The sequence below is a fragment of the Streptomyces durbertensis genome, assembly GCF_014156695.1.
Taxonomy (GTDB): Bacteria; Actinomycetota; Actinomycetes; order Streptomycetales; family Streptomycetaceae; genus Streptomyces; species Streptomyces durbertensis.
This window is the reverse complement of record NZ_WMLF01000118.1, coordinates 1-13394: the sequence shown is the minus strand read 5'-3', so window position 1 is coordinate 13394 and position 13394 is coordinate 1. Positions and strand designations below refer to the sequence as shown.

13 protein-coding genes and 2 pseudogenes are annotated in these 13394 nt (G+C 74.5%); 7 read left to right on the top strand and 8 right to left on the bottom strand.

The window, feature by feature from the left end:
• Positions 1–4: 4 nt before the first annotated feature.
• The 4 genes from GL263_RS10700 to GL263_RS10685 form a co-directional block, all read right to left on the bottom strand.
• A complete protein-coding gene (locus GL263_RS10700; RefSeq protein WP_182855385.1) occupies positions 5–1432 on the bottom strand; it encodes an O-antigen ligase family protein in 1428 nt (475 codons plus the stop codon).
• A gap of 95 nt (positions 1433–1527) precedes the next feature.
• A complete protein-coding gene (locus GL263_RS10695) occupies positions 1528–3015 on the bottom strand; it encodes a sugar transferase (protein WP_182855383.1) in 1488 nt (495 codons plus the stop codon).
• Complete coding sequence (locus GL263_RS10690) at positions 3012–4208, bottom strand: glycosyltransferase (protein ID WP_182855382.1); 1197 nt, start codon at positions 4206–4208, stop codon at positions 3012–3014. The genes GL263_RS10695 and GL263_RS10690 overlap by 4 nt, the downstream gene beginning before the upstream one ends.
• 74 nt (positions 4209–4282) lie before the next feature.
• On the bottom strand, positions 4283–5362 hold the full coding sequence (locus GL263_RS10685) for a DUF3344 domain-containing protein (RefSeq protein ID WP_228456388.1): 1080 nt from the start codon (positions 5360–5362) through the stop codon (positions 4283–4285).
• A 480-nt stretch (positions 5363–5842) separates the two neighbouring features.
• Here GL263_RS10685 and GL263_RS10680 point away from each other — a divergent pair, with 480 nt between their 5' ends.
• Positions 5843–6082, top strand: a complete 240-nt coding sequence (locus GL263_RS10680; protein ID WP_182855380.1) for a chaplin — start codon at positions 5843–5845, stop codon at positions 6080–6082.
• A gap of 57 nt (positions 6083–6139) precedes the next feature.
• Here the strand turns inward: GL263_RS10680 and ligD are convergent, their stop codons facing one another.
• Positions 6140–7153: a non-homologous end-joining DNA ligase gene (gene ligD, locus GL263_RS10675; protein WP_182855379.1), complete on the bottom strand. Its 1014-nt coding sequence runs from the start codon at positions 7151–7153 to the stop codon at positions 6140–6142.
• Positions 7154–7275: 122 nt separating this feature from the next.
• On the opposite strand from ligD, the gene GL263_RS10670 reads away from it, so the two are divergent.
• The 5 genes and pseudogenes from GL263_RS10670 (at position 7276) to GL263_RS10650 (ending at position 10381) form a co-directional block, all read left to right on the top strand.
• The gene (locus tag GL263_RS10670; RefSeq protein WP_182855378.1) at positions 7276–8340 is read left to right on the top strand and encodes an ATP-dependent DNA ligase; all 1065 of its coding nucleotides are present in this window, start codon (positions 7276–7278) and stop codon (positions 8338–8340) included.
• Positions 8341–8425: 85 nt separating this feature from the next.
• Positions 8426–8854, top strand: coding sequence for a YidH family protein (locus GL263_RS10665; protein ID WP_182855377.1), 429 nt, complete (start codon positions 8426–8428; stop codon positions 8852–8854).
• Between the two features lie 6 nt (positions 8855–8860).
• Complete coding sequence (locus GL263_RS10660; RefSeq protein ID WP_182855376.1) at positions 8861–9181, top strand: DUF202 domain-containing protein; 321 nt, start codon at positions 8861–8863, stop codon at positions 9179–9181.
• A 157-nt stretch (positions 9182–9338) separates the two neighbouring features.
• Positions 9339–9755 (top strand): annotated as a pseudogene (locus GL263_RS10655) (hypothetical protein); the annotation flags it as partial.
• 167 nt (positions 9756–9922) lie between these two features.
• The gene (locus tag GL263_RS10650; protein ID WP_182855384.1) at positions 9923–10381 is read left to right on the top strand and encodes a MaoC family dehydratase; all 459 of its coding nucleotides are present in this window, start codon (positions 9923–9925) and stop codon (positions 10379–10381) included.
• A gap of 28 nt (positions 10382–10409) precedes the next feature.
• On the opposite strand, the gene GL263_RS10645 is transcribed toward GL263_RS10650, so the two are convergent.
• Both GL263_RS10645 and GL263_RS10640 read right to left on the bottom strand, forming a co-directional pair.
• On the bottom strand, positions 10410–11045 hold the full coding sequence (locus GL263_RS10645) for a TetR/AcrR family transcriptional regulator (RefSeq protein ID WP_182855374.1): 636 nt from the start codon (positions 11043–11045) through the stop codon (positions 10410–10412).
• A gap of 111 nt (positions 11046–11156) precedes the next feature.
• Positions 11157–12305: an acyl-CoA dehydrogenase family protein gene (locus GL263_RS10640; protein WP_182855373.1), complete on the bottom strand. Its 1149-nt coding sequence runs from the start codon at positions 12303–12305 to the stop codon at positions 11157–11159.
• Positions 12306–12366: 61 nt separating this feature from the next.
• On the opposite strand from GL263_RS10640, the gene GL263_RS10635 reads away from it, so the two are divergent.
• Positions 12367–13005: a TetR/AcrR family transcriptional regulator gene (locus tag GL263_RS10635; protein WP_182855372.1), complete on the top strand. Its 639-nt coding sequence runs from the start codon at positions 12367–12369 to the stop codon at positions 13003–13005.
• Between the two features lie 45 nt (positions 13006–13050).
• Here the strand turns inward: GL263_RS10635 and GL263_RS10630 are convergent.
• Positions 13051–13394 (bottom strand): annotated as a pseudogene (locus GL263_RS10630) (alcohol dehydrogenase); the annotation flags it as partial.

Sequence of the window (13394 nt, the reverse complement as noted above, 5' to 3'; positions counted from 1 at the left end):
GGGCTCATCCGACCGCCTCCCGGGGCCGTGCGTCCGCCGAGGCGGCCTCCCGGGCGCCCGGCAGCGCGCCCGGTGGCACGGCCGGCGGCTGACCGGTCGTGCGGTCCTCCGGGCCCCGGGTGGCGTTCGGGGCGAGCGCCCACCAGGCGGCCAGGCCGAAGACGACGCCGGTCAGCACGGTCGAGGGGCCGCCGATGTCGGCGTACAGGAAGTCGACCGTCTGCCACACCAGGAGTCCGGTCGCCACCAGCCCGCAGTCGGCGCCGCGGGCCGCGCCGCGTCGGGCCGCGCGCAGCCGTCTCAGCCCACCGACCAGCAGCACCGCCCAGCTGCCGGCCAGCGCGGTCAGCCCGATGAGCCCCTGCTCGCCGAGGACGAGCAGGTACATGTTGTGCGGGGACAGCAGGGGTTCGCGGTTGAAGCCGCGGCCCGCGCCGGCGGTGTCGCTGCCGGAGGAGAGGGCGAGGGAGGCGTGGCCGTCGCGGTGGTCGGGGAAGCCGCGGGGTCCGACGCCGGTGGCCGGGTACTGCCGCCACATCGAGACCGCGGCGGCCCACATGGTGTAGCGGTCGGTGACGGACTGGTCGGGCGCGGCGGTGACGTCGGTGATGCTGTCGAGCCGTTCGCCGATCATCTGCGAGCCCACGCCGGCGCCACCGACGAGCACGACGCCCGCCGCCGTGGCGGTCGCCAGGACCCGCAGCGCGGTGCGCCGCCCGGCGAGCAGCACGACCGCGCATCCGGCGGCGGCGGTGGCGATCCAGGCGCCCCGGCTGAAGGAGACGGCCAGCGGGACCAGCAGGGCGACGGCCGTGCCGAGTGCGGCGGGCCGCAGCCAGCGCGGGCTGCCGGCGGGCGGGGCCAGTCCGATCGCGAGGGCGACGAGCAGTCCGTAGGAGACGACGGTGGACATGCCCATCACGTCGACGGCGCCGAAGGTGCCGACGGCCCTGATGTCCTGTCCCATGTAGGAGGCGCCGGTGCCGGTGGCGTACTGGTGGACGCCGACGGCGCCCTGGACGACGGCGAGCACGGTGACGGCGAGCGCCACCGTGCGGAAGTCCCGGCGGTCGCGCAGCAGCAGGACCAGCGCGGCGGGGACGAGGACGAACACCTGCAGCGCGCGGACGAAGCCGGTGAGGCTGGCCGCCGGGTCGAGCGAGGCGGCGGTGGCGAGTCCGACGCCGGCGGCGGGCGCGGCGAGGGTGAGGGCGGCGAGCGGGCTGAGGGGTCGGCGGCCGGTCCGCAGCAGCCGCAGGGCGCAGTAGCCGACGAGCAGCGCGGAGGCGGCGTCGGCCGGGGTGACGTGGCCGGAGCCCGCGGTGTGCGCCGGGTCGGTGGGCGCGCACAGCAGCACGATCACCGCGAGCGCGGGCAGGACGGGCCCGGCCGCGACCAGCCACCCGCGCAGCGCCCGAGCGAGGCGGCACACCGGGGCGTCGCCGGGGTCCGGGGCCGGACGGCTCGGCGGAGTCGGGCTGTTCGGACGCGGGTGCCGGGCCGCGTCGTGTTCCCCCCGTGCCACTGTCAGCTCCCGCCCGGCCGGGCCAGGGACACGGCGGTGCGCAGCAGGATGCGCACGTCCTGCCACAGCGACCAGGTGTCGATGTAGAGGTTGTCGAAGCGGGCGCGCTCCTCGATGGAGGTGTCGCCGCGCAGGCCGTGCACCTGGGCCAGCCCGGTGATGCCCACCGGCATCCGGTGGCGTTCCGCGTAGTCGGTGTAGCGCTGGCTGAACTGCCTGACGAAGTAAGGGCGTTCGGGCCGGGGGCCGACGAGGCTCATGTCGCCGCGCAGCACGTTCCACAACTGCGGCAGTTCGTCGAGGGAGGTGCGGCGCAGCCAGCGGCCGACCGGGCTCATCCGCTGGTCGTCGGCGACGCTCCACCGCGTCGCCGACTCCAGCGCGTCGGCCGGGCGCAGGGTGCGGAACTTCAGCAGGGTGAAGGACCTGCCGCCCTGCCCGACGCGTTCCTGACGGAAGAGGATGCCCGGTCCGTCGGCGAGCCGGACGGCCAGTGCGCAGGCCAGCAGGACGGGGGCGGTGAGCAGCAGGCCGAGGGAGGCGGCGGCGACGTCCAGCGCGCGCTTGGCCAGGGCTGCGGCCCTGCCGGGGCGTGCGGGACGCAGCCGCCTGCAGGGCAGGCCCCACAGATGGCCGGCGGGGCGGCGGGCGGTGCCCGGCGGGCCGCCGTCGACCACCCACACCGCGCAGCCGTGGTCGGTGAACCGGCGGGCGAGCACGGCCGCGGCCGGGTCGTGGGTCGGCGGGGTGGTGAACACGGCGTGGGCGACGGCGTTCTGGATGACGGCGCGGCTGACGTCCTCGACGGAGGTGAGGACGGGCAGCCGGGGGCTTTCGGAGACTGTGCCCTCGGTGGGGCTCTCCGGGCCGCAGACGGCCAGGCCGACGGGGCGCATGCCGTACTCGGGGTGGGCGAGCAGCGTCGCCGCCACCACGCCGCGCAACCCGCCGGAACCGACGACGAGCGCGGAGCGGGGCCGGCGTCTGGCCTGCTGGCGGCGGACGGCGTAGACGACGGCCCGCCCGGTGCAGGCGAGCGGGGTGTAGGCGGCCGGCAGGAGCAGGAGGGTCGGGTAGCCGAGCGCCCGCTCGGGCGCGGCGGCGGCCAGCAGTGCGGCCACGGCCGCCCAGGCCAGCACCGCTCGGGCGGCGAGCCCGGGCAGTTCGTCCAGTGCGGAGGCGACGGGTCCCGTCCGGTAGAGGCCGCCGTGCGCGTTGAGGGCGATCACGGCCGCGAGTCCGACGCCGACGGCGAGCAGCGGCACGCCGAGGTCGGCGGTGAACGCCAGGGCTCCGGCGGCGAGTACCGCGACGGCGTCGGCGGCCAGCGGGCCGGCCGCGGTGCCGGCGGACGGGGCGGTCGGCCCGCGGGTGGCGCCGGTGTCGGCGGCGCGGGGTGGCGGGAAGACGGCTCCGCCGGCCCTGGCCGTGTCGGCCTGCGGGGTGAGGAGTCGACCGGAACCGTGGGTCTCGGCGCTTTCGGCGGTCATCGTGCGAGGCGCTCCCTGCTGTGCGGGTGCGGCAGGCCGAGCAGTCCGCGGTACAGGTCGAGGACCGCTGCCGCCGTCAGCCGCACGTCGAATCCGGTGCGTACGTGTTCCTGTGCCGCGCGGCCGGCGCGGTCGGTGCTCTCGCGGTCCGCCAGCAGCCGGACGAGGGCCGTGGCGAGCGCGACGGGGTCGTCCGGTGGCACGAGGTGGGTCTCGCGCTGCGCGGGCGGCAGACCGTCGGCGGCGCCGGCGACCTCGGTGAGCAGGACGGGCCGACCGCAGGCCATGGCCTCCAGCGGGGCGAGCGCCATGCCCTCCCAGCGGGACGGCAGCACCACCAGGTCGGCGGCCTCGTACCAGAGCCGGACCCGGTCGCTGGGGCCGGCGAAGTGGACGGAGGCCGGTGCGGCGCGTTGCAGCGCGGCGCGGTCCGGGCCGTCGCCGACGAGGACAAGCGCGGCGTGCGGGTGGCGCGCGGTGACCCGCCGCCAGGCGCGCAGCAGCACGTCCTGGCCCTTCTGGCGGCAGAGCCGCCCCACGCAGACGACCAGCGGGTCGTGGACGGGCACCGCCGTGGACAGGGCCAGCGCGGCGCGGGCGGCCTGTCGCGCGGCGGGTCCGCCGCCGGGGAACCTGGTGAGGTCGACGCCGTTGGGCACCACCGCCCACCGGCCGGTGATGCCGGCCGCCTCGCCGCGGCGCCGCTCGTCCTCGCTGACGCACAGCAGCCGGTGCGCCCAGCGCGCGGCCAGGCGTTCCCAGCGCAGGGAGAGCGCCGCGGTGGTGCCGTCGACCGCCTCGAAGGACCAGGCGTGCGGCTGGAAGACGGTGGGGACCCGGCCGTGCAGCGCGAGCCGGCCGGCCAGCCCGGCCTTGGCGCTGTGCAGGTGCACGACGTCCGGGCGGAGGGCGCGGACCAGTCGGCGTACCCGCCACACCTCGGCCGCGAGTTCGGGTCCGGGCCCGCGCCGGGCCGGCCAGGGGTGGACGTCGGCGCCGGCGGCGTGGGCGTGGTGCGGCAGGTCGCCCGAGGGCGGGCAGCCCAGGTGCACGGTCAGCCCGTCGGCCCGTTGCGCCCTGACGAGGTCGGTGACGACGGTGGCCACTCCCCCTTCGACGGGCTGGGCGAGGTGGAGCACCACCGGCGGCCGGTTCTGCGCCGCGTCGTCGTGGGGCGGTGGGTTCTGCGGCATGCGTGGATACCCCCCAGGGTGCACAGCGGGAGAACGGACGGCGGTCCGGCGGCGGGCCGGTGGCGTGCGGCGGCTCAGCTCCTGTCGGCGTGCCTCTCCCCGCGGGCCCGGCGCCCGTCCGCGTCGGCGGCGAGATACAGGACACCGGCGAGATATCCCTCGTCGCGGGTGCCGAAGGTGAAGGTGAGGGAATCGGACCGGCGGGTGAGAGCGGACGACACGTCGAACACGTCGGAGTCGTATCCGAGGGTGTTCCGGTATGCGGGTTCGCGTTGTGCGACGTTCTTTCCGTGGTCGCTGATCGTGGAATTCATGACGTCCGTCACCGGATTGGCGGAATTCCGCAGCCGGACCGGCGCCCGCTTTCCGCTCGCCACGGAGAGGGTGTCACCGCCGGTCCCCCGGTCGCCGTTGTAGGCGACCATGCCGGCGCTGCCGCGCCCGTCGGCGGCCAGGTCCAGGTCGGTCATGGTGACGCGGTGCGCGGTGCGGCGCTCGGTCAGCGGCTGGAAGCCGTCCCACAGGGCGAGTTGGCGCAGCGGTTCGTTCTTGTTCTCGTAGGCGACCACCAGCGTCCAGCCACCCCAGGCGCCGGCCGCCGAGTGCCCCATGGCGACGTTCAACTGGGCGACGGTGTAGACGCCCGGGCCGCTGTCGCGGACCAGCGCGGTGACGTCGGCGGAGGCCTGGTAGGCGTCGGTCCGGCGGGTGGTGCGGTGTCCGGTCAGGGTGTCGGCCAGCACCTCCCGGTACGAGCCGCCGGGTTCGGCGACCAGGACCCGGCCGTTGTCCTTGTGCGGCTTCTGCTCACCGACCCGCAGGTTGCCGCCCCAGTACAGCCGGGCGTAGCTGACCCGGGAGCCGGCCGGCAGGCCGAGGTGGGCGCGGCTGGAGTTGTAGGTGTTGGGGTCGTCGTCGACGTCGATGTAGAACATCTCGTAGTCTCCGTTGACGCCCTTGCCGCCCTGGGCGGTGGGGCAGGGCGCGGCCGAGGCGGTGGCGGTGGCCCGGCAGGTGATCGAGGAGTTCGCCGCGCGGGCGATCCCGCCGTGCTGGACGGCCCGGTAGCGCTCGGCGAACGGGATCTCGGGAGCGGAGGACGCCGAGGGGGCGGCGGCGGCCCGGGGAAGCGCCGCCGCCATGAGCAGAGCCATCAGCGCACAGCACGCGACGCGTCCGGTACGGCGAATGGGCACTCGCATGAATCTGCACTCCGTCTCTCGGCGATGGTTCTTGTCTGTTCGCGCACCGGTTTTCCGGGGCGGCCCGAACGGCGGGACCCGTTTACCGAGTCGTCCTGGTGGCGGGACTTCCGGCGCATCCGGCAGGGCAGAACACTGACACCGTCAAGGGCCGCCATTCACGCACGGCGCGCAGAACCATTCGAATGGCTTCACGGAAGAGCGACGGGTGGAGTAATTCCCGTGGGAATCTCGGCGCGGATCGTCGACTTCCGGCGAACCGCCGTTCCCGGCCGGGCGTCGGCGGCGGGGTCAGCGGCGGATGTCGGCGGCCGGCGGCGGCCGGCCTCGGCGGGTGTGGTCAACGGCTGGGCCATCAAGGGGAATCGGCGTGTCCGGCGTGACGCCGGGTCGTTGGGCCCGGTGCTGATCCCCCCTCGAAAGGAGAACAGGATGAAGCGCCTCGTCAAGGCGACCATGGCCGCGGCCGCGGGCTGCGCCCTGGTACTGGGCGGTGCGAGCGCCGCTCAGGCCGACGCCTTCGCTCACGGTGTCGCCGTCGGTTCGCCCGGCGTGCTGAGCGGCAACGTCATCCAGGTGCCGATCCACGTGCCGATCAACATCTGCGGCAACAGCGTGAACCTGGGCGGCGCACTGAACCCGGCCATCGGCAACGTCTGCGTCAACCACTGACGCCGAGCGGTCCCGGCACCGCGGCCTGCGGTGTCGGGACCGCCTCAGCCGTCAGGCTCAGCCCTGCCTGTGGCGGGCGCGGCTGGGCTGGACGCGCGGCGGTTCGCCCGCCGCCTTCGGGTGGTCGGGCGGGTAGGGCAGGTCGCCCTCCCCGTGATCGCGCTCCATCCGGTCGGCGAGTTCCAGGACGGCGTCGAGCCGGTAGGCGTGGTCGTCCATGTCGGCGTGCACGTCCCCGAGTCTGGCGTAACGTTCCGGCATGGTGGCGAGGTCGAAGTCCACCGGCTCGGCGTCGTCCAGCTCCTCCCAGCGCAGCGGCGCCGACACCGGGGCGTGCGGCCGGGGGCGCACCGAGTACGCGGCGGCGATCGTGCGGTCTCTGGCCATCTGGTTGTAGTCGACGAAGACGCGCTCGCCGCGCTCCTCCTTCCACCAGGACACGGTGATCCGGTCCGGCGCCCGCCGCTGAAGCTCCCGGCCGACGGTGATGGCCGCCCGGCGCACCTCCGCGAACGTCCAGCGCGGCTCGATCGGTACGTAGACGTGGATGCCGCGCCCGCCGGAGGTCTTCGGCCAGCCCCGCAGCCCCAGCTCGTCCAGCACCTCGCGCAGCGCGTGGGCGGCGGCGCGGGCCTCGGGGTAGCCGGTGCCCGGCTGGGGATCGAGGTCGATGCGCAGCTCGTCCGGGTGGTCGACACGGTCGCGGCGCACCGGCCAAGGGTGGAAGGTGAGGCATCCGAGGTTGGCCGCCCACACCACGGCCGCCGGCTCGGCGGGACAGATCTCGTCGGCGTGCCGCCCGCTGGGGAAGGAGATGCGGGCGGTGTCGATCCAGCCCGGCAGGTTCCTCGGCGCCCGCTTCTGGAAGAAGGACTCCCCCGCTACGCCGTCCGGGTAGCGTTCGAGCATCGTCGGACGGTCCCGCAGGGCCCGGGTGATGCCCTGTCCGACGGCCAGGTAGTACCGCGCCAGGTCGAGCTTGGTGAAGCCGCGCTCGGGGAAGTACACCTTGTCCGGATGGGTCAGCCGGACCGTCCGCCCGTCCACGTCGAGTTCCACGCTGTCGGCCATCCCCTCACGCTACGCCGCGGGCGCCGGCCCGGCCCGGTGAGCGGCGGCCCAGGGCCCGGAAGACGGCCCGCCGAGCGGCCGCTCGGCGCGCGCCCGCGGCGGGACCGCCGCAGAATCACACCATGGACCTGCCGGTGATGCCCCCGCTCAGACCGATGCTGGCCAAGCCCGCGGCACGCATCCCCGCCGGCATGCACTACGAGGCCAAGTGGGACGGCTTCCGGGCGCTGGTGTTCCGCGACGGCGACGAGATCGAGATCAACAGCCGCTCCGCCAACCCGCTCACCCGCTACTTCCCCGAGCTGGCCGACGCGCTGCGGGAGCAGCTGCCCCGCCGGTGCGTGGTGGACGGCGAGATCGTCGTCGTCCGCGGCGACCGGCTGGACTTCGAGGCGCTGCTGGAACGCATCCATCCCGCCGACTCCCGGGTGCGCCGGCTGGCGGCCGAGACCCCGGCCGCCTTTGTCGCCTTCGACCTGCTGGCGCTCGCGGACACCTCGCTGCTCGACGAGCCGCTGCGGGACCGCCGCCGGCTGCTGGAGACCGCGCTCGCCGACGCCACCGACCCGGTCCATCTGGCCCCGGCCACCGACGACCTCGCGGTCGCGCAGCGATGGTTCGAGCACTTCGAGGGCGCCGGGCTGGACGGTGTCGTCGCCAAGCGCCCCGACTCGCCCTACCGGCCCGACCAGCGGCTGATGGTCAAGGTCAAGCACGAGCGGACCGCCGACTGCGTGGTGGCCGGCTACCGGGAGCACAAGAGCGGCCCGGTGGTCGGCTCGCTGCTGCTCGGCCTCTACGACAACGCCGGCACTCTCCAGCACGTGGGGGTCTGCGCCAGCTTCACGATGCGCCGCCGGGCCCAGCTCGCCGACGAACTGGCGCCGCTGCGACCGGAGTCGGCGGCCGACCACCCGTGGGCGTCGTGGCAGGACGAGGCGGCGCACGAGCACAGCCGGATGCCCGGCGGTCCCAGCCGCTGGTCGGGCAAGAAGGAACTCACCTGGGTGCCTTTGCGGCCGGAGCGGGTATGCGAGGTGGCGTACGACCACATGCAGGGCGACCGCTTCCGGCACACCACGCAGTTCCGGCGCTGGCGGCCGGACCGGCGCCCCGGGGAGTGCACCTACGAGCAGTTGGAGGAGCCGGTGCGCTACGACCTGGCCGAGGCGCTGGGCGGCGGGTGAACTCCCCCGCCGCCGCCGCCGCCGGCCCGGGTCGGCGGCGGCCACCGCCGGGAGTGCCGGTACACGAGTAGAGGGGTGGTGCGGGATGGCGAGCCGAGGGCGAGCCTCCGCCGAGGGCGGACCGGGCCGGTTCCGGTCGGCGGTGATGATGTGGTTCTCGCCGAGCCGGATGGAAGCGGAGGGCACCACGCCCGACTACCGTTTCTCGCTCGCCAACGAACGCACCTTCCTGGCCTGGATCCGCACCGCGCTCGCGCTGGTCGCCGGCGGCATCGCCGTCGACCAGTTCCTGACCGACCTGACCTGGGGCCTGCGCACCTCGATCGCGGTCGCGTTGTTCTTCTGCGGGGCGGTGTGCGCGCTGCGGGCGGTGCACCGCTGGGTGGTGTGCGAGCGGGCGATGCGGCGCGGTGAGGACCTGCCCTCGTCGCCGTTCCCCGCGATGCTGGCGGTGGGTACGGCGGTGGCCTCCCTGCTGGTGGCCGCCGCGATCGTGTTCGGCGTGACGCGGTGACGGCGTGTGAGTGAGGTCAGGGATCCGGCCGCGCAACCGGAGCGGACCAGGTTCGCGTGGCGGCGGACGACGCTGGCGGGCGGCCTTGTCGTGGCGCTGGCGCTGCGGCACGCGTTGGTGCGCGACGGCGGGTGGGCGGGTCTGCTGATCGGGGCGGTCGGGGTGTTGTGCCTGCTACTGATCACCTTCGTGGCGCACGTACGGATGCGCCGACTGGACACGGCGGTGCCGGCACCGAGCGGGCACTGGCCCGTGCTGACCGTCGCCGCGGCGGTGTTGTGCCTTGCCGGGATCGGTGCGGCACTGTTGGCGGTCGCCGAACGTTGAGCCTGTCACGGGAGCCGGCATCGGGCCGGCCCGACGGGCTCGCACGGCTGGTGTGCGGGCCCGGGGGCTGGGCAGGCGCCCCGTGATGGGATCCGGAACAACCGGTTCCACGTCCCATCCACGACGACTCCGTTCATCCGTCGGAGGTGGACATACCTTGGCCGGTTTCAGAGCACTCGCCGAACAGGTCCGTGACGAACAGCGGGAACCGTGTCAGCGCCGGCAGGCGCTGCGCAAGTGCCTCGAGCGGTTCGCGCCCTACGGGCACCGTGCCACCTGGCACCATCTGTGCGCCCGCGCGGGCATCGACCCCGAGGACCGCGACCCCGACCCGGCACGGCTGGTGGCCGCGCTCGAGGAGTTGGAGGAGGCGCGCGCCCTGTGGCTGAGCTACGAGCGGGAGTTCGCCAGGCGCCGCAAGCGGCAGAAGTACCACGGCGTCCGGCAGCCGACGTCGTTCGACGCCTGGCATCGGCGCACCTGGGGCGGACGTTCGCTGCTTCCGGTGAAGGACCCCGCGCGGGTGCCCTCGGCACCGCTTGTCATGGTGCTGCGCCGACTGATCGCCACGATGGGCGACCTGGACCTCGCCGCCCTCACCACACCCCACCGTGAAAAGGCCCTCACCGCGTAGCCCCCGCCCGGGTGGCCGTTGACAGTGGCGTGGCATCGTCGGGATGCTGAGCAAGCGCTTGGTCATCCGACCATCGCGAGGCCATCTCGACGGGAGTGAACGTGACGGTGGAGACCAGGGTGTTCGACTCGCCGGCCGCGCTGCGGGCCGCGATCGGCACGGAGCTCGGGCCCGGCGACTGGCTCGAGGTGGAGCAGGAGCGGATCGACGGCTTCGCCGAAGCCACCGAGGACCACCAGTGGATCCACACCGATCCGGAGCGGGCCGCCGAGGGGCCGTTCGGCTCGACCGTCGCGCACGGCTATCTCACGCTGTCGCTGCTGCCGGCGCTCACCTCCCGGGTGCTCCGGGTGGAGGGGGTGCGCATGGGGGTCAACTACGGGCTGAACAAGGTGCGTTTCCCCGCGCCCGTGCCGGTCGGCTCCCGGCTCCGGGCCCGGGTCCTGGTGGCGGACGTCGAGGAGGTCGGCGGCGGGGTGCAGTTGACGGCCACGGTGACCGTCGAGCGGGAGGGCGGCGACCGGCCGGTCTGCGTGGCGACCACCGTCAGCCGCTTCTCCCTCTGAGGGCCGCCGCGGACCCCGGCGGGACGGCTCAGTGGGCGCCGACCATGCGGAGGGCGAGGTCGGCGTAGAGGTCGCCGATCTGCTCGGGGCTGCGCGGGCCGTCCGGGTTGAACCAGCGGGCGACGTCGATGCACAGGGACAGCAGCGCCAGCGCCGTGCCGGACACGTCGGGCACGGCGAAGCGACCGGCGGCCACCCCGTCCTCCAGGATGCCGCGCATCACGGCGCCGGTGCGGCGGCGCAGTTCGACGATCTGCTCGTGGTGCTCGGGGGAGAGCGCGTTCAGTTCGTACTGGACCACCCGGGCGGTGGTGTGCCGCTCGGCGTGCCAGCGCACGAAGGTGCGGACGGCGGCCGCGAGCCGCTGGGCGGGGTCCTCGCTCGTCCGGGACGCCTCGGTGAGGATGCGCACCGACCGCTCGTGGCCGACGCGGCTGATCTGGTAGAGCAGTTCCTCCTTGGTCCGGAAGTGGATGTAGAGCGCGGCGGGGCTCATGCCGGCACGGCCGGCGATGTCGCGGGTGGTGGTGGCGTGGAAGCCGCGTTCGGCGAACGCGTCCACGGCGGCGAGCAGCAGTCTGCGGGCCGCCTCGGGGGAGACGTCGGCCCAGGTCTCGCCGCCGTCGCCGCCCGCGGCCGTCGTCTCGGCTGCGTCCGCCGCCATCGTGTGCTCTCCCCGCTTCCTTCGACCGGTCGAAGCTGTCCTCGGCCGGTCGAACACGATACATCGGCACGTCGGGGGAGCCGCCCGGACGCGGGAGCGGCGCGGGCGGGGTCAGAAGGCGGAGACGCCGGTGAGGTGGCGGCCGATGAGCAGCTTGTGGATCTGGCTGGTGCCCTCGTAGAGCGTCATCACGCGGGCGTCCCGGACAAGCTTGCCGACGGGGAACTCGTCGATGTAGCCGTAGCCGCCGAAGACCTGGAGGGCGTTGTTGGCGGCGCGTACGGCGGCCTCGCTGGCGAAGAGCTTGGCCATGGAGGCCTCGGTGGCGAACGGACGGCCGCGGTCGACCAGGTCGGCGACCCGCCAGGTGAGCAGCCGGGCCGCCTCGGTGTCGACCGCGATGTCGGAGAGCAGTTCCTGGACGAGCTGGTGGCCGGCGATCCGGCGGCCGAACTGCTCCCGCTGCTCGGCGTACTCCACGGCCGCGTCCAGCGCCGCCTGGGCGATGCCGACGCAGCCGGCGGCCACCGACATCCGTCCCTTGGCGAGCGCTCCCATGGCCACGGAGAAGCCCTTGCCGACCGGGCCGAGCCGGGCGGTGTCGGGCACCCGCACCCCCTCCAGCACGAGTTCGGCGGTGGGCTGGCCGCGGAGTCCGAGTTTGCCGTCGATCTCGCGCCGGGTGAGGCCGGGGGTGTCGGTGGGGACGAGGAAGGCGGTGACGCCCCGGTGGCCGTCGCCGCCGCTGCGGGCGAAGACCAGGGCGACGTCGGCCCAGGTGCCGTTGGTGATGAAGGTCTTGGTGCCGTCGAGCAGCCAGTGGTCGCCGTCGGGCCGGGCGCGGGTGGCGAGGTTGGCGGCGTCGGAGCCGGTGCCGGGTTCGGTGAGCCCGAAGCAGCCGATGAGCCGGCCCGCGCACAGGCCGGGCAGCCAGCGCGCGCGCTGCTCCTCGTCGCCGTGGGCGGCGATCGTCTTGGCGACCAGGCCGAGCGAGACCGACAGGATGCCGCGCACGGCCGAGTCCCCGCGCCCCAGTTCCTCGGTGACCAGGCAGTAGGCGAGGTGGTCGCCGCCGCTCCCGCCGTCACTCTCGGGCACGGTCAGGCCGAGGAAGCCGAGGTCGCCGAGCCGGCCGACGATCTCGCGGTCGACGCGCCCGGCCCGGTCCCAGCGGGCGGCGTGGGGCAGGATCTCGCGGTCGACGAACCCGGCGGCGAGCTTGCGCACCTGCTCCTGTTCGGGGGTGAGGCTCAGATCCACAAGAAGTACCCCTTTTAATTACCATCGCTAGTTAACGCCTCGCGGCTCTACTATGGGCCGCATGGCCCGTCCCCGCAAGCCCCTGCTGAGCCGAGAGCGCATCGTCGACACCGCGCTCGCGCTGGTCGACGAGGAGGGCCTGGCGGCGGTCTCCACGCGCCGGCTCGCAGCGGAACTCGGCGTCAGCGGGCCCTCCCTCTACAACCACTTCCGCACCAAGGACGAGATCCTGGACGCGGTCGTCGACCGGGTCTGCGCGGAGGTCGACCTGTCGATGTTCGAGGACGGCAGCGACTGGGCCGAGGCGCTGCTGCGCTGGGCCCGCTCCTACCGCGCCGCGCTCGCGGCGCATCCCCGGATCGTTCCGCACCTGGCGCTCGGGCCGGGCCGGCGGCCGAGCCAACTCCGCATGGCCGACGCCGTCTTCGGCCGGATGACGGCGGCAGGCTGGCCCGCCGCGCAGGCGACCCACATCGGCGCGGTGATGCGGTACTTCGTCACCGGCTCCGCGCTCGGCTCCTTCGCCGGCGGCTTCGTCGACGACGCGGCACTCTACGGCGAGCACTACCCGCACCTGGGGCAGGCCCACCTGCTGGCCGACCACCGGGAGCGGGTCGACGAGGGCGCGTTCGAGACCGGGCTGGCCGCCCTGGTGGACGGCCTCGCCCTGCGCCACCCGATGCCCGCCGACCACGTCTGACCCCGCCGGGCGGCGAGGACGGCGAGAGCTGCGGCCGGCAGACCGTCAGAAGACCACCAGCGCGCGGCCGCCGACGCCGCCCGCCATCCGCGCGAACGCCTCCGGGATCTCGTCCAGGCCGATCCGGTCGGTGACCAGCGCACCCAGGTCCAGGGCACCGGAGACGACCTGCCCGGCGAGTACCGGCAACTCCTTCGCCGGGTCGCAGTTGCCGTAGACGCAGCCGGAGAGCGTGCGCGCGGAGTAGAACAGTTCCAGCGCGGAGAAGGCCACCCGCTCCTCCTTGCCCCCGATGCCGACGACGGTGGTCCGCCCGCCCCTGCGGGTGGCCGACCACGCGGCCCGGATGCTCTCCGCACGGCCGGCATGGGGTGGACGTGGCGCTGGAG

What these genes read in the sequence shown, in the direction of transcription:
- GL263_RS10695 (WP_182855383.1), bottom strand. Translation starts at nt 3,015, where the DNA reads ATGACCGCCGAAAGCGCCGAGACCCACGGTTCCGGTCGACTCCTCACC.
- GL263_RS10690 (WP_182855382.1), bottom strand. Translation starts at nt 4,208, where the DNA reads ATGCCGCAGAACCCACCGCCCCACGACGACGCGGCGCAGAACCGGCCG.
- GL263_RS10685 (WP_228456388.1), bottom strand. Translation starts at nt 5,362, where the DNA reads ATGGCTCTGCTCATGGCGGCGGCGCTTCCCCGGGCCGCCGCCGCCCCC.
- GL263_RS10680 (WP_182855380.1), top strand. Translation starts at nt 5,843, where the DNA reads ATGAAGCGCCTCGTCAAGGCGACCATGGCCGCGGCCGCGGGCTGCGCC.
- ligD (WP_182855379.1), bottom strand. Translation starts at nt 7,153, where the DNA reads ATGGCCGACAGCGTGGAACTCGACGTGGACGGGCGGACGGTCCGGCTG.
- GL263_RS10670 (WP_182855378.1), top strand. Translation starts at nt 7,276, where the DNA reads ATGGACCTGCCGGTGATGCCCCCGCTCAGACCGATGCTGGCCAAGCCC.
- GL263_RS10665 (WP_182855377.1), top strand. Translation starts at nt 8,426, where the DNA reads ATGGCGAGCCGAGGGCGAGCCTCCGCCGAGGGCGGACCGGGCCGGTTC.
- GL263_RS10645 (WP_182855374.1), bottom strand. Translation starts at nt 11,045, where the DNA reads ATGGCGGCGGACGCAGCCGAGACGACGGCCGCGGGCGGCGACGGCGGC.
- GL263_RS10635 (WP_182855372.1), top strand. Translation starts at nt 12,367, where the DNA reads ATGGCCCGTCCCCGCAAGCCCCTGCTGAGCCGAGAGCGCATCGTCGAC.